The following is an 18842-nucleotide window of genomic DNA, read 5'->3' on the forward strand; positions in this document are numbered from 1 at the left end:
ACATATCGGTTCACTACCAAAAAAAGACCTGTCAATGAGACAGATCTTCTTTTTGCAACACACCTGAGATATAAAGCTTGACCGCATAGCTCACACTGTCTTCAAGCTGTTCTTTTCGTTGAAATCCATTTTTATTTGAAATATCACCGAAGCCGTGCAATAAGCTTCTTAGTCCTCTGACCACATGTGTCATCTCTTCTTCTTTGACACCAAAACGGGCCATGATGGATTGGACAAATTCAACAAGGCGCTCTGCCTCACTTCTTACTTTTTTCTCCTCCATATGTGAAAAGGCCGCTTCATAAAGGCCTGGATGTTCGCGGACAAATTCAACATACTGTTTGGCAAAGGCTAACACAGCTTCTTCTTTATCCAATCCCTCTGTTACGTGTATACCTTCTTCACGTAGCATGGACAGCCCTTTTTCTGCGAGTGCCGCCTGAATTTCAAGAAGACCAGATACATGATTATAAAGAGAAGGTGGTCTGATGTTCAGCTTTTTAGACAATGTAGCAATGGTCAATGCAGAAAAGCCCTCTTCATCAACAAATGCGGCCGCTGTATCGATAATTTTTTCTTGCGTGATACCCATTCTTGGAGACACGGTTTACTGCTCCCCTTTCTTTAACTGTTGCTGCCTTTTTGTTATGGCAGCTTGAAGCTTGGCATGAGGTTCCATGATAAGATCACCATGTCCTACTGCAAGACAAGATAAGGGAAGTGCCAGCAATTTTTCGGCACTTTTGAGTGCTGTTTCTGCATCCCAAGTGGCAAAAGCCGGGAACGGGAAGGTCAAGCGAAACTCACCCGTTACGAATAAACCGCCTTTTGTCACAAGTGCATCTCCTGCAATGACAATCCCTGACCTTTCATCGTATAAAGAAATGCTTCCAGGTGTATGTCCTGGTGTTGAGATGACTTTAAGTGACCCAATCTCGTCCCCTTCTTCGACAAGCACATCTGGTTTTGTGTGAATGTCTTTTGAAAAACTGCCTTTAATTTTTTGCTGAGGTTCACCAGGAAGCAAGGAAAAATCACCTTCAAAAAGGAGGGCATCGCGTTTTGATAAATAAACGACTGCCTCTGGAAAAGCCTTTTTCACTTCATCTAGTGCACCGATATGATCCATATGACTATGAGTGAGAATAATCTTGTCGATTGGCTTGTCTTTTTTGTGCGCAAATTCAATGATCGAGCTTGCTGCCATTTTTAAAGCAGCATCAATTAATATCAGTCCATTTTCTTCCTCAAATACATAGCAATTTACCGGAAATAGACGCGGCATCAATGTGAGCTGGTGCAGGCGATCAAAAGTTGTCAATCTCATCATATGTCCTCCTAAAACTAATGTCGTTAGTTTTATATTAACTAATGATATTAGTTTTAGCAAGCATTTCTTCATCAACCGCAATATAAATATCAATTTGCGCTTCTTTTGGATCTATAGATCTTTCATCATACCATTCAAAGTCGCCTGTATATGTGCGGTAATGGCGCTCATCCCACGCCCAAATCTGCTGCCATGTCTCCAACACAACCTCTTCAATAGGTCCCTTTCTCGTTCGGAATTTTGCGTAGGTCGATGCAGGAATCTCTATGACATGTTCTACCTGCTGATCCACGAATTGCCCAGCAGTAAATAAATAAGAGCCATGCTCATCTTTTTCATAATCTGAATATAATCCTATGACGGGCGCTTGCCCTCCGTAAAGCTGCTGCGCAAAAAATTGTTGCCAGAGTGGAGCAATCTTCCGCTCTTTTGTTTGCTCCATTTCGTTTGTTGTTCGAACAGACAACCCTTTCATCCATTGTTTCTCTAATGTCACGATATCGTACATACATTCTCATCTCCTTTTTTTCTATCATATAAAAAGAAACCTGACAACATTGTGTCAAGTTTCTATTCGTTTGAGAAATTGTTTCAACTGAATGTCAAACGCTTCTTTGACATGCTTCGGGGAAAGAATGTCAACATCTGGACCTAAATGGAATAGGAAACTATTTAACCAATCATCAAGAGGTACGGTAATGGTGGCAAGGTAAGTGCCGTCTGAACAAACATTCAATTCGTTCTCATCTACCCATTCCTTCACTTTCCCCACTGATGCTTCCGTTAACCTGAGCGTGACAGAGCTGATCGACGGTTGTTCTTGCCAAGAATCATTCCAAGGCTTTTCTTCGTTTTTGATTCTTTTCGGTTGAAAATACCCTGAAATGGTGACAAGACCCGTCATTCTAGTCAGCTTGAACAGACGAAAAGCTTTTTTTACACAACAGAACGCATACAAATACCAATGCCTCCCTTTTAAAACGAGCGTATAAGGCTCCACTTTGCGTGGAAGTGTTTCACCTTTCGCATTGCGGTAAGTAAACTGAATGTATTGGTGCGCTGACGCAGCTGTATGAATGAGCTGGAGCTTCTTTTCTGCCTGGCTGTCTTTTCCCCAGGAGCTTAAATCAATGAAGACATGATGCTGTTTTTCGTTTTCACACGTATGCGTGGGAATAAGCGATTTGATTTTTTTCAGTACATGTTCGCTTTCTTTAAAGGAATAGGCACTCGTCATGCTTTCGAGGGCTGTTAAAATGACCTCGATGTCATCATCGGTAAATAATTTTTTCTCTAAACGATAATCCTCAACAAGTGAAATGCCTCCACCTGCTCCTTGGGTTGTGACAACAGGGATTCCCGCTTGATTGATGGTATCAATGTCACGATAAATGGTCCTCGTGCTCACTTCGTGAAGTTCAGCAAGATCTTTCGCCTGTACTTGCTTCTTGCTAATGAGCAGCATCACAGTAGATAAAATGCGGTCGATTTTCATGACTTTTCCTCTTTTTCATAAATGTAGGTTTTGTTTTGATAAAAAAAGAAAGAATGGTAAAGATAAGTAACAGCCAGCATTCGTTTACATCCCTGCACGTGCAGGAGGAGGTTGCATCATGACACATAACGTGTGGCAATTGTTCATGATTGGGAGCATTATGTTGATCTGCATCATGATTCGAATGAATCGAATGAGACGCTTTCAGCTTGTACGCCCCATCAGGCTTTTGATGAGAATGTATCTCTTTGGTCTTTCAGCCCTTATTCTCCTATCAGAAGGATGGCAAAATCATAATATCCTCATCTATGCCGCTATTGGTATGCTTTTTGGAAGCAGCCTAGCTGTTCATGCCTATCAGACGATTCGTATGAAAGAAGAAAATGGCCGGCTGTATATGAAAACGAGTAAATGGATTGAAAGCTTCATTTTGTGTTTGTTTTTATCCAGGCTTAGTTTTAAGCTGGTTGAGCTCACAAACCATTCGATGACCAAAATCAGTATCGTTGAACTGTATCAGCACATCGTGAGCGATGATGCGATGACCATGCTCAGCTTTTTTCTTTTAGCTGCTTACTATGTTGTTTTTTCTTTTCACATGATGAAAGCAAATAAACGATTGACACATGTGCATCATGCATAAAAACCTTCCTATATGAAAGTAGGAAGGTTTTTTATCAATCGTGCTGTGCATGGTGAATCATCTGTTCAAGCACTTCCATCACATGCTGATCTTCAGGGCTGTAAAAAATCGAGGTCCCTGCTCGTCTAGATTTCACGAGACGAAGGTTTTTTAAAAAGCGCAGCTGATGAGAAACGGTTGATTGCATGAGATTCAGTGTTTCTGCTATATCATTTACCGAGTGTTCACCTTGAGACAGCAGGTGCAGAATTCGAATACGTGTCGGATCAGATAAAGCTTTAAAGGTTTGGGAGACAAGAAATAGACTTTCTTCATCCAGCTCCATCCGTTCCTGTTCTTGATTTGTATTCAGTTCTTCCTTCATTTTGCTTCACCTTTCTTGTCCGTCAAATCACGACTTATTCTATGTATCATCATATACCAAAACGTCCGGCATGCAAAGAGAGCACACTTTAGAAAAAAGATTTACTCAAATAGCATTGACACTTGGTAGCATTCTTTTTAAAATGAGCATTATTTATTCATTTTTTTAGAGGAGCTGATAGGCAAATTGACTGAAGAGCCAAGACTAAAACGCAGCCTGACTGTCTTTCCACTTGTTGTGATCGGGCTTGCTTATATGGATCCACTTGTCGTATTTGATTCATATGGCATTGTGGCTCAGCTGACGAAAGGACACGTCGCTACAGCTTATATATTTACGTTACTTGCATTACTATTGACAGCGCTTAGCTATGGGAATATGGTGAAGGCTTTTCCAAAAGCAGGATCTGCTTATACATACGCGCAAAAAAGTATTCATCCTCATGTTGGCTTTCTTGTAGGCTGGACACTTTTACTGGATTATTTATTTTTGCCTATGGTGAATTTTGCGATTGGAAGTGCTTATTTAACCGCAGCCTTTCCTGATGTACCTCATTACATTTGGATCTCCATACTTGCTATCGCCATAACGACTGTCAATGTAATCGGTATACGGCTTACAGCCAACATCACGGCACTATTTGTGACCTTTCAGGTCATTGTCGCCGTCACTTTTGTTGGGTTTATTATGTATGGGCTCACGCAAAACGCAGGCAGCGGGGAATTATTGTCCGCCCGGCCTTTTTATTCGGCGAGCTTAGATCCAGCGCTTATTTTTTCAGGAGCAACCATTTTATGTTTTTCGTTTCTAGGATTTGATGCGATTTCGACCCTGTCTGAGGAAACCATTAAGCCAAAAAAGACGATCCCACTTGCCATCTTCTTAACCGTCGCCATTGGAGGCGTACTGTTTACCTTGACGTCTTATTTTTTGCAGCAAGTATTTCCAAATTTTCAGCAGTTCAAGCATCCCGATGCTGCCTCACTTGAAATTGCGGATTTTGTGGGCGGCGCCTTTCTCCACTCGTTTTTTTTAGCTGGCACAATGGTCGCTGTTATCTCTTCTTCCTTATCGTCACATGCAAGTGCAGCAAGGCTATTATATGCAATGGGTAGAGATGAGTCGTTACCGAAGCGTTTCTTCGGATATATACATCCGAGATTAAAAACGCCTGTTTTTAATATTTTATTAATTGGTGCTTTCTCCTTAACCGCAGTCGTTGGCGAACTTGAAGTCATTTATTCCTTTATCAGCTTCGGCGCGTTGATTGGATTCACATTAGTGAACTTATCTGTTTTTGCGTACTATTTCATTAGACAAAAACAAAGAGGTGTACTCAATACATTGAGATACGCAGTGATTCCTCTGTGCGGGACGGCCTTTTGTATATGGCTGTTAACGAACATCAGTACAAATGCATTAATCATTGGTTTGCTTTGGCTAATTATCGGTTTTGTTTATTTCTGCTACAGACTGAAAACAAGACCCGAATTTACATTTGGGTACGATTGATTATAAGGTTTTCACTTGGTATCTTGTGCAGGATATGGCATAATAAAAAGGCTGTACTTCCCTTTTAAAAGCGGGGCAAAACAGGGGTGAACTGACCTTGAAAAAGAAAAAAACAGGATGTTTTGCCATTTCAGGCTGCTTCACGATTTTTCTGTTTGTTTTCGTATTAGCAGCCATTGTCATGTCCTTTAATCAAAAGGAGTTAAAAAAGCTGCCGATTGATACGGAATCAATTGTTTTGTCGAGATTGGATGATTTCAAACCGCTTGTAGAAACAGAGTTAAGAGATCAAGATTTAGATCAATATACCGCGTTAATCCTCGGTATGATGTATCAAGAATCAAAAGGCAGAGGCGGAGATCCAATGCAGTCCTCTGAATCTCTTGGTTTGAAACGAAATGAAATCAATGACCCTCAGAAAAGCATTAGACAAGGAGTCCATCATTTTTCTACTATGTACAAGCATGGGAAGAAAAAAGGCGTTGATTTGGAAACCATTATCCAAAGCTATAATATGGGAATTGGCTATATTGATTTTGTTGCAAAAAACGGGGGAAAACATTCCGAGAAATTGGCAAAACAATACTCTAAAAAGCAAGTGAAACGAAACCCAGAAGTCTATACGTGCGGAGGCAACAAAGATAACTTCCGCTACCCATATTGCTTCGGTGACTTCACTTATGCTGAAAAAGTAAAAGAAAAAACGAAAACAGTTGAAGAAAAGATGAAATTGGCTTCGTCATCCTCACCATCATCGTAAAAAAAGCACTTCCTAAATGGAAGTGCTTTTCATTTTATCGATGTTCTTTCCCGATTTCCGGCAGGATCGTTTTCGCTAAATGCTGATCCATTTCCTCATATTCATCATAATGAATCGTTTCATACAGCTCTTGTCTCGTTTGCATGTCCTTTAGCATTCCTTGCTGCGTCCCCTTCTCCATGATTTCTGTAAATAAACGCTCATACGCTTTTGCAGCGACTCTGAGTGATGACACAGGGTAAATGACCATTTGAAAGCCAAATACAGAAAATTCGTCTGCATGATAATAAGGCGTCTTGCCAAACTCCGTCATATTTGCAAGGAGCGGTCCTTTAATATTGTTTGACGCATGCGTGAAGTCCTCTGCTGTGATGAGTGCCTCAGGAAAAATAGCGTCAGCTCCTGCTTCTACGTAAAGATTGGCCCTGCGGATGACATCCTCCATCCCATTTACGGACCTTGCATCGGTTCTCGCAATCACCAAAAGCGTTGGTGCCGCTTGTTTGATGGCTTTGATTTTTGCGATCATCTCTTCTACTGGAACGAGCGATTTTCCGTTTAAATGTCCGCATTTTTTTGGCATTTGCTGATCTTCAATTTGAACAGCTGCCACCTTACTTTCTACCATTTCCTTTGCCGCCCTTGCAACATTCAATACACCGCCATAGCCAGTATCCATATCGACCAAAAGTGGCAGCTGAGAAGCTCGAATGATTTCCTTTGCTTTTTCAGCCATTTCCGTTGAATGGATCATGCCGAGATCAGGCAATCCTTTGCTGGCACAAAAGGCGGCTCCGGATAAATAGAGCCCTTGGAAGCCCATTTTTTTTGCATAAAGCGCAGACATTCCATCGTGAACGCCTGGAATTTGAAATAAAGCTGATTTGTGCATTTGTTCTTGAAAGGCTGCGGCTAAATCTACTTGACTTGATTCATCATTCACGATCCACACACTAATTCCCTCCCTTATATGACGAATAAGTCCATAAATGCTGGTACGGTTGTTGTTTTTAATTGATTTGGATTTTGACAGAGTGACACAATTTGGTCCACTTGTTTTTGTGGAAATCTCGTCTTCAAATGATAAAGCCATTTCTTTTCAAGCAGAGGAATACCTTCCTGCCTTCTTCTGCGATGACCAAGTGGATATTCAATTTCAATTCGGTCTGTCATCGTCCCGTCTTTAAAGAAGATCTGCACACTGTTTGCAATGGATCTCTTTTTCGGATCTAAATAATCCGCTGTATATTGTTTATCTTCTTTGACGACCATTTGATCCCGGAGACGATCAATGACCGGATTTTGCGCCGTTTCTTCTTCATAATGGTCAGCTGTGAGCTCACCATAGATTAATCCAATCGCAGTAATATATTGCAAGCAATGATCGCGGTCTGCTGGATTATACAGCGGTCCCTTCTTATCGATAATCCGAATCGCTGATTCATGTGTTGTAATCTCTACTCGGTCAATGTCATCTAATCGACCTTTTACAGCGTCATGCAGGATCATAGCAGCCTCTGCAGCCGTTTGGGCATGGAACTCAGCAGGATAAGCAATTTTGAAAAGCACATTTTCGATGACGTATGATCCTAGCGGCTGAGCGAGTGTGAGAGATTTCCCTTTCATCAGAACATCTTCAAAGCCCCACTTCTCTGCACTAAGCGGCGTTTGATAGCCCATTTCCCCTTTGAGTGTCATCATTGCAAGTCTCACCCCGCGGCTTGTTGCATCCCCAGCTGCCCATGATTTCCTCGACCCTGTGTTTGGGGCGTGGCGATACGTCCTAAGCGGTGAATTATCAACAAACGCTTGCGATAAAACATGCTGCACGTCTTCCTTTGTTCCGCCAAGCAATGCACATACAACAGCACTTGTTGCTACTTTGACAAATAGGACATGATCCAAGCCATTGCGATTCAGACAATTTTCTAAAGCCAGTACGCCTTGAATTTCATGTGCTTTGACAATCGCATGTAGTACGTCATTCATCGAAAGCGGCTCTTCCCCGTTTGCAAGCCGTGTTCTGCTGATGTAATCACTCACAGCTAATATCCCGCCTAAGTTATCTGACGGATGTCCCCACTCCTCTGCAAGCCACGTGTCATTATAATCTAACCAGCGAATCATACAGCCTATATCAAAAGCCGCTTGAACAGGATCTAGCACAAAGGAAGTACCTGGAACTCTTGCTCCATTAGGTACAACGGTTCCCGGGACGATCGGTCCAAGATGCTTCGTACATTCAGGAAAATTGAGCGCCAGCATTCCGCAGCCAAGTGTGTCTATAAGCACATAGCGTGCCGTTTCAATGGCTTCTTTACTCGTAATTTCCCCGTCTACTGCATAGGCTGCGATTTCTTCTAATAGCTGATCCGTTTGATTGGCGACTGCTGTTTTATTCATGTTCATTCCCCCATTTTTCCATCATCATCTGAAACTTTTAATCCTCTTGGCCCTAAATAACGGACTCTCGGTCTGAAAATGCGATTATGCAAATGCTGTTCAATGACATGAGCAGCTAATCCACTTGCCCTTGCAGCAAAGAAAATCGGTGTATAAAGTGAAATTGGAATCCCGAGCACGTAATAAATAGGTGCGGCGTAATAATCAAGGTTCGGATAGAGGTTTTTCTTCTCTTTCATGTATGCCTCTCCTGCTACACACATGTCATAAAGCGTTGTATCTCCCTTTGATTCCGTAAGCGTTTTCAATGATCGTTTTAAAAGAGCGGCTCTTGGGTCCATTTTTCTCATGTATACCCTATGGCCAAAGCCCATCATTTTTTCCTTTGCTGCTAATTTTCGCTCAATCAGCGCAAGGAAGCCTTCCGTTGTTTTCCCTTCGAGAAGCATATGCATGACAGCTTCATTCGCTCCTCCGTGCAAGTCACCTTTTAATGAAGAAATTGCTCCAGTAAAAGCACCATACATATCAGAATGTGTGGATGCGATGACTCTAGCGGCAAACGTTGAATTAGGCAGCTCATGTTCACTATATAATGTGAGTGTTTGGTCAAAAGCGGTGATTTCGTCTTGGGTTGGCGTGCGTCCGGTTAGCATGGTTAAAAAGGTTTCAGTGTAGGATTTGGTCTGATCTGGAGAAATAGCGGCGTCTTTTGTGAGAATATGATAGCTTCCAGCGACAATGGCCGGTAGCTGGCCGAGTAATCGAACAGCACGCTTTTGCTGGCATGCTTCTGATCGATCTTGTAACGCATCATCGTACCCACTAAGAGCAGATATGCACGTTCTCATGGCATCCATCGGATGTGTGGTTTTTGGCAGTTTTGTTAAAATGGTTTGAATGGTTGGATGTAAGTTCGTTTGTGAGGAAATGTCTTGCTGAAACTGGTGATATTCCATCGCATCTGGTAATCTTCCATAAATAAGCAGATAGGCTGTTTCTAAATAGGTCTTTTTTTGTGCCAACTCGATGAGGTCATACCCGCGAATTACAATCTCTTCTTGCTGCACATCTAAGTATGAGATAGACGTTTCGCTTGCCACAATGTCTTCAAGCCCCGGTTTATACTGCAGTTGTTCAGTCATCATATAACCCCCGTTTCGTTCAATTGTTGTTCTCCAAACGAGCAAACGGCCAGAAATGATGTGAGTCTATAGATGGGAAGATACCGTGCAAGTCGGATACCCAATTCCCATTTTATCCAAAGCACTGCATCTTGTAAATAAAAGAACGTATGTCCAGTTGGACATACGTTAGCTGTAGTATGGAGAAATCATCATATACACAATGACGCCAGTGAGACTGACATAAAGCCACAGCGGCATGGTCCAGCGAGCAATTTTACGGTGACGCTCGACTTGCATCTGTGCGCCTCTAAACAGCGTAATCAGGGCAAGCGGTACAATGACTGCTGATAAGACGATATGTGTGATTAAAATAAAGAAATAAATTGGACGGATAATCCCTTCTCCTCCGAAATGGGTATCAGCTGCCATTGAGTGATAGGTCACATACGAAATTAAAAAAACAAGTGTCGTTGAAAATGCAGCAAAGATAAATCGTCTGTGCGCTTTAATGTTCTTTTGTTTAATCATGATGAGTGCTGAAAGTAAAAAGATAAACGTAAAGCTGTTCATCACGGCATTAAGTAACGGCAAAAATGTAATATCCAGATGGCTAAATTTATCTGATTTTGGCATTAAAAATAATAAAGCGATTAATCCGTTGATGGCAATTGTTAAAATGATCACAATACCAGTAAAATTTTTCGGTTTTTGATTCTGTTCGTTCATGTTTGAAAACCTCTCTTTATTAGTTCCGACTAAGAGTATGTTATTTAAATTTCTCTATAAAGTCAATGAATTCGCTGTCTTCGTCGAATTTTAGACAAACTTGCAGGTTGCAGGCGTTCTAACGGCTTGAAAGATCCATCCACTTCCTTTAAAATTGGAATTTATGTGATTTTGATCATTTCTGATAGGAAAGGAGTAATGGACTTGTCAATCTTACAGGAAACAGCCAACGATGTGAAGACGTTAGAGCAAGAATTACAGCAATTGCAGTTCCAAATGTATCGAATGCAAGAAAATATGAAAGATATTTCGAAAAAAGCAAAGATCATTGGCATCGATCAAGCGAAAGAAGATGAGTGGCTGATCGTCTCTGCCATTGAAAGTGCAGATACATGTAAAATTATGCTCAGTGATTGTGAAAAAGCTTTTCGCGGACAATCTGATTTTTCCTTAATTGCGGAATATCCTGAAGAAGGAAAGATTCATATTGCCGATATTAAAGGCCCGCCAGATAATGGATACGGCTCCATCTGCATGAAGCATTTAAAAGAAATCGCAAGAGAGCAGAACATACCCGTGATTACTGGCGACCTCGTCAAAAGAGACTGGGATCACGTAGATCGCTTAATTCATTTTTATGAAAAGCATCAATTTGATGTCCAGATTAATTGGAAAGAACAAAGCGGAGAAATTTATTGGGTGGACAGCTAACGACAAAAACCAGCGTGTATCATAAGATATGCGCTGCTTTTTGTCGAAAATGCAAATTTTTCTGAAAAATATGTGTATTTTTGACCAAAAAAAGGGTACAATAAAAGCATCAGGCCGCCACCTGATGCTTTCTTCCAAAAAACAATTGTTTACTAGTTAAGTACTTTTACTTTGACTGATTTTACGCCCCAATTTTTCGCTTGGGATTTGCTTGGTACATGTACATCAATTTTGTTACCTTTAATTGCGCCGCCAGTATCTGCTGCGATGGCTTCACCGTAGCCTTCAACATAAACCTTACTTCCTAATGGAATGACATTAGGATCTACTGCAATGACTTTTGCATTTGGGTTTTTGTTTAAGTTTACCCCTGTTGCAGTAATACCTGAGATGCCACCATCATTTGCTGTATAAGCCGTAGCTGTAACAGTCATTTCTTTTTGTACACTCTGACTAGCAGAAGATGATTCTGCTTTAGCTGTTTCCTTTTTAGGAGCAGCTTTTTTCGTTGTTTGCTCTTTTTGGACAGGTTCCTGTTTTTGAACAGGTTCTGAGCTTACCGGAGCCGAGCTTTGGCCAGCAACACTTAGTGTTGAACCAACCATAATTATATCTGAGTTTAAGTTATTCCAAGACTTAATATCGCTAATTGACACATTGAATTTTTGAGCGATTTTCCAGAGGCTGTCCCCCTTCTGGACTTTATACTGCTCCTGAGTTTTCTCTTTTGAAGAGATTGTCAATTTATCACCTACATAGATCATATCAGTAGATAAATTGTTCCAACCCTTTAGGTCCTTTAGAGACACATCATTTTTTTGTGAGATTCCCCAAAGTGTATCACCTTTCTGTACAGTGATTTCCTTTGCAGAAGCTTGCTGCGCTCCAAATGCTGTTGTTGAGATTGCTGCAACAGCAACCAAGGACATAATAGTCTTCTTCATAAAGTAAATCCTCCCTTGTTAGCTTTTTATGGCGGCTAACGAGTGCTATCGTAACATATGTAAATGTCAATTCAATAACAAAACGATATGTTTTAGATTACAGTTCCTTTACATGAAACATCTCTCTCCATTGGTAAATCAGACCACAAAACGGCTTGATTCCCCGCCATATCAAGGTTTTAAAAGGATCAAAAACGGCCTGCTGAAAACGTGTCCAAGTGCAGCGAAAAATATTTATTTTTCTTCTTCAAACTCTTTATTTTTTCTCTTTTTCTATAAATAAACGAATTTCTTCTAAAAAAACATCTCCGTATTTCTCTCTTTTTTGAGCGCCAATCCCCTTAATTTGGAGTAATTCATCATCTGTTTGAGGCTCTACCGCTGACATTTCCTTCAATGTTTGATCAGAAAAGACAACAAACGGCGGAACACCTTGCTCTCTAGCTAGCTTCATTCTTAGCGATCTCAATCGCTCAAATAATGCATCGTTTTCTTGAATGGCTTCTGCTTTGATCGCCTGCTTTTTATACACAGCCTCTTGTCCAACTAACACTTTCTTCCCTCTATGGGTCACCTTCAGTGTTGGGTAAGCTCCTTCAGACATGTGCAAATACTCTTCTGTAATTAAAAATTCAATGAAGTCACTGATTTGCTGAGCCGAATGTTGTTTCATTAAAGCATATGTAGGGAGACGATCGAAACCTAGCTCTAGCACTTTTTTGTTTCTAGAGCCTGCCAATACTTGGGCGATCATCATTTTACCGAAGCGCTCATTCATTCTCACTGTACAAGATAACACCATCTGTGCTTCTCTTGTGACCTCTTCACGCTCTCTTTCATCAAGGCAGTTGCTGCATTTACCACAAGGCGAACTAGCTGTTTGATCAAAATAATCCATCACAAATTGCTGCAGACATTGCTCAGTATGACAGTAATCCACCATTTGCCTTAATTTAAGCAGCTCATGCTGGTAGCGCGTCTCATCTTCTATTGACTGTTCAATGAGAAAGCGCTGCACTCTTACACCTTGAGGTGAAAACAGTAAGATGCATTCACTTTCAAGCCCATCTCTGCCGGCACGCCCAGCTTCTTGATAGTAGCTTTCAATATCCCTTGGAATTTGATGATGGATCACAAAACGGACATTCGACTTATTGATTCCCATGCCAAATGCTGATGTGGCGACCATCACCTGGATATCATCATTTAAAAAGAGGTTTTGCTGCTCTTCTCTCGTATGATCATCCAATCCACCATGATAAACGCCAGCTTTGATCTTTTGTTTTTTTAGTCGATGATAAATATTATCCGCTTCTTTACGAGTGGCTGTATAAATAATGCCAGACTCAAGACTGTTTTTCTTCATATATTGTGTGATAAAACGTTCACTGTTTTCTCCTTTGATCACTTGAAAGGACAAATTTTCTCTAGCAAACCCAGTAAAGACGGTTTCTTCTCCGTTTATGCCAAGCTGTTCACATATATCTTGGTGTACCTTTTTCGTCGCTGTAGCTGTTAATGCGACAATCACCGGTCTTTTTGACAGCTTGTTCAAGCATTCTTGAATGAAGCGATAACTTGGCCTAAAATCATGTCCCCACTCGGATATACAGTGCGCTTCATCAATCGCGATTAAAGGAATCGTTAACCGATCTAACAGCTGAAAAAAACGTTCATTTTGTAAGCGTTCAGGTGTGATATAAAGCAGTTCGTATTCCCCATTTTCGCATTTTTTCAGCCTTTCATTCATTTCAGCTGCGGACAGAGTGCTGTTTAAAAAGGAAGAACGTATGCCCATCTCATTTAACGCATCAACCTGATCCTTCATTAAAGAAATAAGCGGAGATACTACGATCGTTGTACCTTCCATCATTAGCGCAGGGATCTGATAGCAAACTGACTTCCCTCCGCCTGTCGGCATAATGCAGACGGTATCCTTTTGTTTATTTACAATCGCTTCAATGGCTTGTTTCTGTCCTTTTCTAAAGGCATCAAAGCCATAATATTGTTTCAGGAGTGCTTCTGCTTGTTCTAACATTCAATTCCCTCTCCGTCATTTGTTTTGTCCATTTTAACATAGATTCTTGCCTCTACAGGCGATCAGTCGAATTTCGTCTTTTTACAAAATAAAAAGCCATTTTCCGAAATGGAAAATGGCTTGAATCATCCTAGGAAAAGCTGCGGATGCCGTAATCTAAGTAAGAAAGTTTTAAACCACCACTCCTCAAAGTGGGTGTTTGCAGAAACGTTCCTGTCTTCCTCTCTAAGGAGGCATGACATTCCGGCTTCAATATAAAACTCCCTATTACAGCTTAAAGGTTAAAACTTAATTAACATTACGCGCATCGCAGCCTTTAAACTATATTACACGAAAGTTTATTAAATTTCAAGAGATCTTTTTTCTATGAAATACTCATGTATACAAGATATTTGTCATTGCATACATAAGAAAAAATTATTCTGAAAAAATGTAACTTCGATTTATTATCCTATTTTTCTTCGTCTATGTCAACATCCTGTTCTTCCTCTAATCGTTCATACGTATCTGAATGCATCTGATCCATTGTTTGTCTATTTGTTAAATCACGCATTTGATCTGAGAAATTACGGTCAAACTCGTTTGGGTCTTGAGTGGTTTCTTCATTTTTCTTCGCATCGATTGAATAACGTGTATAGGGAACTGCTTTTAAACGTTCATATGGAATGTCTTTCCCTGTTTTCTCACAGACCCCATATGTTCCGTCTTCCATTCGTTTCAGGGCTGCATCAATTTCAGCTTCAAGCTGGCCATCAACTTGGTCCAGCGTTTGTTCGGTCATGCGGTCTAAATAGATGCTCCCATGATCAGCGATATGGTTCCCAACACCATTTGAAATCTCGCTCGATTCACTTAGCATAGATTCTTCTTTCTTTTTTGACCCTTTTACATCTTCCTTTAATTGATTCAATCTTTCGTATAAATCAGCTTTTTGTTCTTTCGTTAAGCCCACGGTCAATCACTCCTTTCTTATTCCCTTCCCGCTGCAAACGAAATGAAAACATCAAAAAAGCCGCCGCCTTATTGGCAGCAGCTTGCTTCTCTTACAGGGTGCGAAGTGCTTCTTCTACTGGTTTATCCCCTTTAATTAAGTCAAAGGATTTATTTTTCACATTGGATTCTGTTAAGCTTTCCACTAGTACAGTGGCTACGTCCTCTCTTGAAATCTCAATGTTTTGATTATCTGAAATATGCTCCGCAGCTTCAATCTTTCCTGTCTTTTCCTCATGCAGCAAGGCACCTGGACGGACAATGGTATAGGAAAGTCCAGACTGTTTTAGATGTTCATCTGCTTTTCTTTTCGCCTCATAATAAATTTCCATACTTCCTTGCCCTTTTCCCTGGTTTGGATCATCGGCATTAAAGGAACTCAGCATCACAAAATGCTGAATGTTTTCTTTTTTCGCTGTGTCGACAAGACGTTTTGCACCTTCTTGATCCACTGCAATGGTCTTATCTGCACCTGTTTTCGAGCCTGAACCAGCTGTAAAGATGACAGCATCTGCTTGTTTCACAGCATCTGTCACATCCTTTTCAAGATCACCGATGACAGGCGCTGCACCAAGTTCTTTTAGCGCATCCGCTTGTTTTTCATCTCGAATGAGAGCAAGCGGCTCATGTCCTTTTTCTTTTAAATAACGAATGACGAGTCTACCTGTATGTCCATTTGCTCCAGCAACTAATACTTTCATTGTTCATTCCCCTTTCTGTATCTGTTTCATCTTTATCCTTTTTTGCTATCATTCAAACACCTAAACAAAAAAGCCCTTCCAAGAAAATATATGGAAGGGCTCAGGCAATGTGCGATCTATTAAAATAAATACGTAGAATGAGAAAAGTGCATGTGATCTATGTAATCGCAAGGTTGATCAGCAAATATGTTTTGTCAAAATGGCTTGAACATCACTCAAATCCGTCTCTTTTGAAAAATCAAGTTCAAATACTTTTGAGCTTGTGACAAGCAGCATACCTGTGTCCTGATCAAACACGCCAGCTTCTTGAATGGCAAAACTTTCAATTGATCGATATGGCAAGGAGACCCTAACTTTCTTCTTAGAAAATACGCGGTTATCGCCAAAGATCAGTCGTTTATTGGTGAAACAAATTTGGTCGTGACGCAGTCTGTAAACAGCTTCAATTCTTTCCCCTTCAATTAGTAAGGATTCGAATTTCTTATCATTTTGTTTACTGACAGAAAAAATACCCACGTAAACCCCCTCTTCCTCCATCAAATTCCTTTATGAAAAAACGGCCACACGCTCTGTGGGTACGTTTTGTTCTCACTTATAGAATACGCTATAAATGATCGTTATTCCATTACGAATAGATTAAATTTCATTTAACTTTTTCTTTTTGATTCGATGCTCTTTCCTCTACTTATTTAGACAGTTAAAGCAGGAAAAAAGTTTCAGTTCTTTTTGAGAAAAATGGTTGAATTGTGACCAATAAAAAAACAGTGATTTTTTCAAATCACTGTCAGCGTGTAGACAAACCCTCGCATTCTTTGTCAGTCCGGTGATCACGAATGTCAAATTCGCTCCGCGCCGGTACTCGTCCTTCCTAGGGCTGCAAAGGTTTTCATGTCACACTGAAAAAGAAGACAAAGTGCTAAAATAAAGATCATTTTAGCACTCTGTCAACAATCTGGACTATTCGTCTTTTGGTGTTTCAATGGTTCCCTCGGCATATACATCGGAAATCTGCTCAAGCGTAATTGCCATATCAGCATCTTCGTTATCATGCCAAGCATTTTGTTGATTCTGCTCATCTGTTTGCTTCTTTTTCATCATCATCACCCTTTACTGTTTTTCTTAGTATGAGTGATGATGATCAAAATCATTCAGCAGAAAAGTCTTCGAAATACTCTTTATAATACCCACCTACTTTACCTGTATTATCAACGACAAACAGGAATTCTTCTGTTTCATTTTTCACTTCATATGTGCTTCCAGCCGTTAGTGCACGGTCGACCATATATTTTTTCGCATTCGTATGTATACATTTTACTTGTTTTAACGTTTGAGCCGTTTGCCAGTTTTGATGGATCATGATTTAAAAACTCCTTTTTTCATCTATACATTTATTTTAGCCAATTTTTCATGAAATGCAATGAGTGTTATGGATTGCTTTCAAACATGTCATGTAATATGATGAATGTATACGTTTACATCCATGTGCGTATACTAGATCATTTGCTTCAGGTCCGCTTTTTCACCTAGAACTCGCAGAACAATCCATATCTTTAAGGAGGTTTGTTTATTTATGAGCTCTACAACACTTCAAATTAGTTCAAAACTCGAATCTTTTCTCCAAGGGACGAAAAAACTCTACATTAATGGTCAGTTTGTCACAAGTCACGATAACAAAACCTTTTCAACTCCTAACCCAGCCACAGGTGAAACCCTTATTGATGTATATGAAGCAGGTGCAAAAGACATTGATGAGGCAGTAAAAGCAGCCAAAAAAGCCTTTCATGGTCCTTGGCGCTCCATGTCTGCCGCCGAACGCGCCCGGCTCATGTTCAAGCTTGCCGATTTAATGGAAGAAAACCAAGAAGAGCTCGCTCAGCTCGAAACTTTAGATAACGGAAAGCCAATTAATGAAACAACCAATGCAGATATCCCTCTCGCAATCGAGCATATGCGCTATTATGCGGGCTGGACAACCAAAATAAGCGGACAAACCATTCCTGTCAGCCAAGGATATTTTAATTATACCCGTCATGAGCCTGTTGGCGTTGTAGGACAAATCATTCCTTGGAATTTCCCGCTGCTTATGGCCATGTGGAAAATGGGTGCTGCACTTGCGACTGGCTGCACCATCGTGTTAAAACCAGCAGAACAAACACCACTCTCTGCTCTTTATTTAGCTGAATTAGTGGATAAAGCCGGCTTCCCAGAAGGTGTGATTAACATCGTTCCTGGATTCGGTGAAACAGCTGGGAATGCGTTAACCGATCACCCTGATGTGAATAAGCTTGCCTTCACGGGGTCAACAAGTGTTGGGAAACTCATCATGGAGAAAGCAGCCAAATCCATTAAGAGGGTCACATTAGAACTTGGCGGAAAATCACCAAATATTATTTTGCCAGATGCCGATTTAAAGAAAGCCATTCCAGGTGCTTTAAATGGGGTCATGTTTAACCAAGGTCAGGTATGCTGTGCAGGTTCTAGGGTCTTTGTTCACCGGAGCCAATATGATGAGGTTGTCGATCAAATGGCTGAATATGCGACATCCCTCAAACAAGGAGCCGGTCTTCATCAAGATACGCAAATCGGACCTCTCGTAAGTAAAGAACAGCACGAGCGCGTGTTAGGCTATATTGAAAAAGGTAAATCAGAAGGTGCAACAGCCGTTGTCGGTGGCGATTGCCCTTATGAGGCTGGTTATTTTGTCTCCCCTACTGTTTTTAAAGATGTAGAAGATGACATGACCATCGCAAAAGAAGAAATCTTTGGACCTGTCCTATCTGCGATTCCTTACGATTCCATTGATGAAGTGGTCGAAAGAGCCAACCAGTCTGACTATGGTTTAGCCGCAGGACTTTGGACAGAAAACTTAAAGCATGCCCATGACATTGCTGCACGTCTTGAAGCAGGCACGATTTGGGTCAACTGCTATAACGTCTTTGATGCTGCCTCCCCGTTTGGAGGATACAAGCAATCAGGTCTTGGCAGAGAAATGGGATCATACGCCCTTAACAACTATACAGAAGTCAAAAGTGTGTGGATTAATCTCCAAGACTAATGACGCCTATAAAGCCGGTGACCATGTCATCGGCTTTTTTGTG

Annotated in this window: 21 protein-coding genes and 1 other RNA gene; 5 read left to right on the forward strand and 17 right to left on the reverse strand. The window is 40.8% G+C overall.

Going from position 1 to position 18842, the window contains the following annotated elements; genetic code table 11:
- Positions 1-31 precede the first annotated feature (31 nt).
- From MHB79_RS09500 to MHB79_RS09515, 4 genes are read right to left on the reverse strand one after another with little or no spacing between them, the layout of a single operon-like run.
- Complete coding sequence (locus MHB79_RS09500) at positions 32-604, reverse strand: TetR/AcrR family transcriptional regulator (protein WP_050943937.1); 573 nt, start codon at positions 602-604, stop codon at positions 32-34.
- 3 nt (positions 605-607) lie between these two features.
- Complete coding sequence (locus tag MHB79_RS09505) at positions 608-1327, reverse strand: MBL fold metallo-hydrolase (protein WP_212046005.1); 720 nt, start codon at positions 1325-1327, stop codon at positions 608-610.
- Positions 1328-1364: 37 nt separating this feature from the next.
- Entirely contained in the window at positions 1365-1838 is a 474-nt protein-coding gene (locus MHB79_RS09510; protein WP_106032551.1) for a GyrI-like domain-containing protein, read from the reverse strand.
- Positions 1839-1892: 54 nt separating this feature from the next.
- Complete coding sequence (locus MHB79_RS09515) at positions 1893-2825, reverse strand: helix-turn-helix transcriptional regulator (RefSeq protein ID WP_309217856.1); 933 nt, start codon at positions 2823-2825, stop codon at positions 1893-1895.
- Positions 2826-2943: 118 nt separating this feature from the next.
- Between MHB79_RS09515 and MHB79_RS09520 the strand changes: the two genes are divergently transcribed.
- Positions 2944-3468, forward strand: a complete 525-nt coding sequence (locus MHB79_RS09520; protein WP_340989628.1) for a mother cell-specific membrane sporulation protein — start codon at positions 2944-2946, stop codon at positions 3466-3468.
- A 34-nt stretch (positions 3469-3502) separates the two neighbouring features.
- Here the strand turns inward: MHB79_RS09520 and czrA are convergent, their stop codons facing one another.
- Positions 3503-3832, reverse strand: coding sequence for a Zn(II)-responsive metalloregulatory transcriptional repressor CzrA (gene czrA, locus MHB79_RS09525; RefSeq protein WP_007500691.1), 330 nt, complete (start codon positions 3830-3832; stop codon positions 3503-3505).
- 186 nt (positions 3833-4018) lie between these two features.
- On the opposite strand from czrA, the gene MHB79_RS09530 reads away from it, so the two are divergent.
- Together MHB79_RS09530 and MHB79_RS09535 are read left to right on the forward strand one after the other, a co-directional pair.
- Entirely contained in the window at positions 4019-5344 is a 1326-nt protein-coding gene (locus MHB79_RS09530) for an APC family permease (protein WP_050943932.1), read from the forward strand.
- Positions 5345-5441: 97 nt separating this feature from the next.
- The gene (locus MHB79_RS09535; protein ID WP_003215897.1) at positions 5442-6104 is read left to right on the forward strand and encodes a lysozyme family protein; all 663 of its coding nucleotides are present in this window, start codon (positions 5442-5444) and stop codon (positions 6102-6104) included.
- Positions 6105-6138: 34 nt separating this feature from the next.
- Here the strand turns inward: MHB79_RS09535 and prpB are convergent, their stop codons facing one another.
- The 4 genes from prpB to MHB79_RS09555 all read right to left on the reverse strand — a co-directional run bounded on the left by prpB (position 6139) and on the right by MHB79_RS09555 (position 10360).
- On the reverse strand, positions 6139-7056 hold the full coding sequence (gene prpB, locus MHB79_RS09540) for a methylisocitrate lyase (RefSeq protein WP_340989630.1): 918 nt from the start codon (positions 7054-7056) through the stop codon (positions 6139-6141).
- A gap of 14 nt (positions 7057-7070) precedes the next feature.
- Entirely contained in the window at positions 7071-8507 is a 1437-nt protein-coding gene (locus tag MHB79_RS09545) for a bifunctional 2-methylcitrate dehydratase/aconitate hydratase (RefSeq protein ID WP_050943930.1), read from the reverse strand.
- A gap of 2 nt (positions 8508-8509) precedes the next feature.
- Positions 8510-9652, reverse strand: a complete 1143-nt coding sequence (gene mmgD / locus MHB79_RS09550) for a citrate synthase (RefSeq protein ID WP_050943929.1) — start codon at positions 9650-9652, stop codon at positions 8510-8512.
- Positions 9653-9820: 168 nt separating this feature from the next.
- A complete protein-coding gene (locus tag MHB79_RS09555) occupies positions 9821-10360 on the reverse strand; it encodes a DUF420 domain-containing protein (RefSeq protein WP_003215636.1) in 540 nt (179 codons plus the stop codon).
- Between the two features lie 198 nt (positions 10361-10558).
- Between MHB79_RS09555 and MHB79_RS09560 the strand changes: the two genes are divergently transcribed.
- Positions 10559-11071, forward strand: coding sequence for a hypothetical protein (locus MHB79_RS09560; protein ID WP_050782689.1), 513 nt, complete (start codon positions 10559-10561; stop codon positions 11069-11071).
- Between the two features lie 152 nt (positions 11072-11223).
- Here the strand turns inward: MHB79_RS09560 and MHB79_RS09565 are convergent, their stop codons facing one another.
- The 8 genes from MHB79_RS09565 to MHB79_RS09600 all read right to left on the reverse strand — a co-directional run bounded on the left by MHB79_RS09565 (position 11224) and on the right by MHB79_RS09600 (position 17101).
- A complete protein-coding gene (locus tag MHB79_RS09565) occupies positions 11224-12015 on the reverse strand; it encodes a LysM peptidoglycan-binding and 3D domain-containing protein (protein WP_003216022.1) in 792 nt (263 codons plus the stop codon).
- A gap of 256 nt (positions 12016-12271) precedes the next feature.
- Positions 12272-14053: a DNA helicase RecQ gene (gene recQ, locus MHB79_RS09570; RefSeq protein ID WP_340989632.1), complete on the reverse strand. Its 1782-nt coding sequence runs from the start codon at positions 14051-14053 to the stop codon at positions 12272-12274.
- A gap of 133 nt (positions 14054-14186) precedes the next feature.
- Positions 14187-14372: non-coding RNA, 6S RNA (ssrS, locus tag MHB79_RS09575), on the reverse strand.
- A 132-nt stretch (positions 14373-14504) separates the two neighbouring features.
- Complete coding sequence (locus MHB79_RS09580) at positions 14505-15005, reverse strand: TraR/DksA family transcriptional regulator (RefSeq protein WP_003215876.1); 501 nt, start codon at positions 15003-15005, stop codon at positions 14505-14507.
- Positions 15006-15096: 91 nt separating this feature from the next.
- Positions 15097-15744, reverse strand: a complete 648-nt coding sequence (locus tag MHB79_RS09585; RefSeq protein ID WP_340989634.1) for an SDR family oxidoreductase — start codon at positions 15742-15744, stop codon at positions 15097-15099.
- A gap of 177 nt (positions 15745-15921) precedes the next feature.
- Positions 15922-16260 (reverse strand): PH domain-containing protein, encoded by a 339-nt coding sequence (locus tag MHB79_RS09590; protein WP_003215537.1) that lies wholly within the window; start codon positions 16258-16260, stop codon positions 15922-15924.
- Positions 16261-16701: 441 nt separating this feature from the next.
- Positions 16702-16839 carry a DUF4025 domain-containing protein gene (locus MHB79_RS09595; protein ID WP_223250615.1) on the reverse strand — a complete coding sequence of 46 codons (138 nt, stop codon included), beginning with the start codon at positions 16837-16839 and terminating at the stop codon, positions 16702-16704.
- Positions 16840-16888: 49 nt separating this feature from the next.
- Complete coding sequence (locus MHB79_RS09600) at positions 16889-17101, reverse strand: DUF6501 family protein (RefSeq protein WP_137055095.1); 213 nt, start codon at positions 17099-17101, stop codon at positions 16889-16891.
- Positions 17102-17314: 213 nt separating this feature from the next.
- On the opposite strand from MHB79_RS09600, the gene MHB79_RS09605 reads away from it, so the two are divergent.
- On the forward strand, positions 17315-18799 hold the full coding sequence (locus MHB79_RS09605; protein WP_003215950.1) for an aldehyde dehydrogenase family protein: 1485 nt from the start codon (positions 17315-17317) through the stop codon (positions 18797-18799).
- Positions 18800-18842: the final 43 nt, after the last annotated feature.

This window comes from Bacillus sp. FSL M7-0558 (assembly GCF_038003245.1).
Lineage (GTDB): Bacteria > Bacillota > Bacilli > Bacillales > Bacillaceae > Bacillus > Bacillus pumilus.

Excerpts from the sequence above, each read along its gene's own strand:
- MHB79_RS09555 (WP_003215636.1), bottom strand. The coding sequence starts at position 10,360 with ATGAACGAACAGAATCAAAAACCGAAAAATTTTACTGGTATTGTGATC.
- MHB79_RS09560 (WP_050782689.1), top strand. The coding sequence starts at position 10,559 with ATGGACTTGTCAATCTTACAGGAAACAGCCAACGATGTGAAGACGTTA.
- czrA (WP_007500691.1), bottom strand. The coding sequence starts at position 3,832 with ATGAAGGAAGAACTGAATACAAATCAAGAACAGGAACGGATGGAGCTG.
- mmgD (WP_050943929.1), bottom strand. The coding sequence starts at position 9,652 with ATGACTGAACAACTGCAGTATAAACCGGGGCTTGAAGACATTGTGGCA.
- recQ (WP_340989632.1), bottom strand. The coding sequence starts at position 14,053 with ATGTTAGAACAAGCAGAAGCACTCCTGAAACAATATTATGGCTTTGAT.
- MHB79_RS09595 (WP_223250615.1), bottom strand. The coding sequence starts at position 16,839 with ATGAAAAAGAAGCAAACAGATGAGCAGAATCAACAAAATGCTTGGCAT.
- MHB79_RS09515 (WP_309217856.1), bottom strand. The coding sequence starts at position 2,825 with ATGAAAATCGACCGCATTTTATCTACTGTGATGCTGCTCATTAGCAAG.
- MHB79_RS09545 (WP_050943930.1), bottom strand. The coding sequence starts at position 8,507 with ATGAATAAAACAGCAGTCGCCAATCAAACGGATCAGCTATTAGAAGAA.
- MHB79_RS09505 (WP_212046005.1), bottom strand. The coding sequence starts at position 1,327 with ATGAGATTGACAACTTTTGATCGCCTGCACCAGCTCACATTGATGCCG.
- MHB79_RS09605 (WP_003215950.1), top strand. The coding sequence starts at position 17,315 with ATGAGCTCTACAACACTTCAAATTAGTTCAAAACTCGAATCTTTTCTC.
- MHB79_RS09600 (WP_137055095.1), bottom strand. The coding sequence starts at position 17,101 with ATGATCCATCAAAACTGGCAAACGGCTCAAACGTTAAAACAAGTAAAA.
- MHB79_RS09565 (WP_003216022.1), bottom strand. The coding sequence starts at position 12,015 with ATGAAGAAGACTATTATGTCCTTGGTTGCTGTTGCAGCAATCTCAACA.
- MHB79_RS09510 (WP_106032551.1), bottom strand. The coding sequence starts at position 1,838 with ATGTACGATATCGTGACATTAGAGAAACAATGGATGAAAGGGTTGTCT.
- MHB79_RS09520 (WP_340989628.1), top strand. The coding sequence starts at position 2,944 with ATGACACATAACGTGTGGCAATTGTTCATGATTGGGAGCATTATGTTG.
- MHB79_RS09585 (WP_340989634.1), bottom strand. The coding sequence starts at position 15,744 with ATGAAAGTATTAGTTGCTGGAGCAAATGGACATACAGGTAGACTCGTC.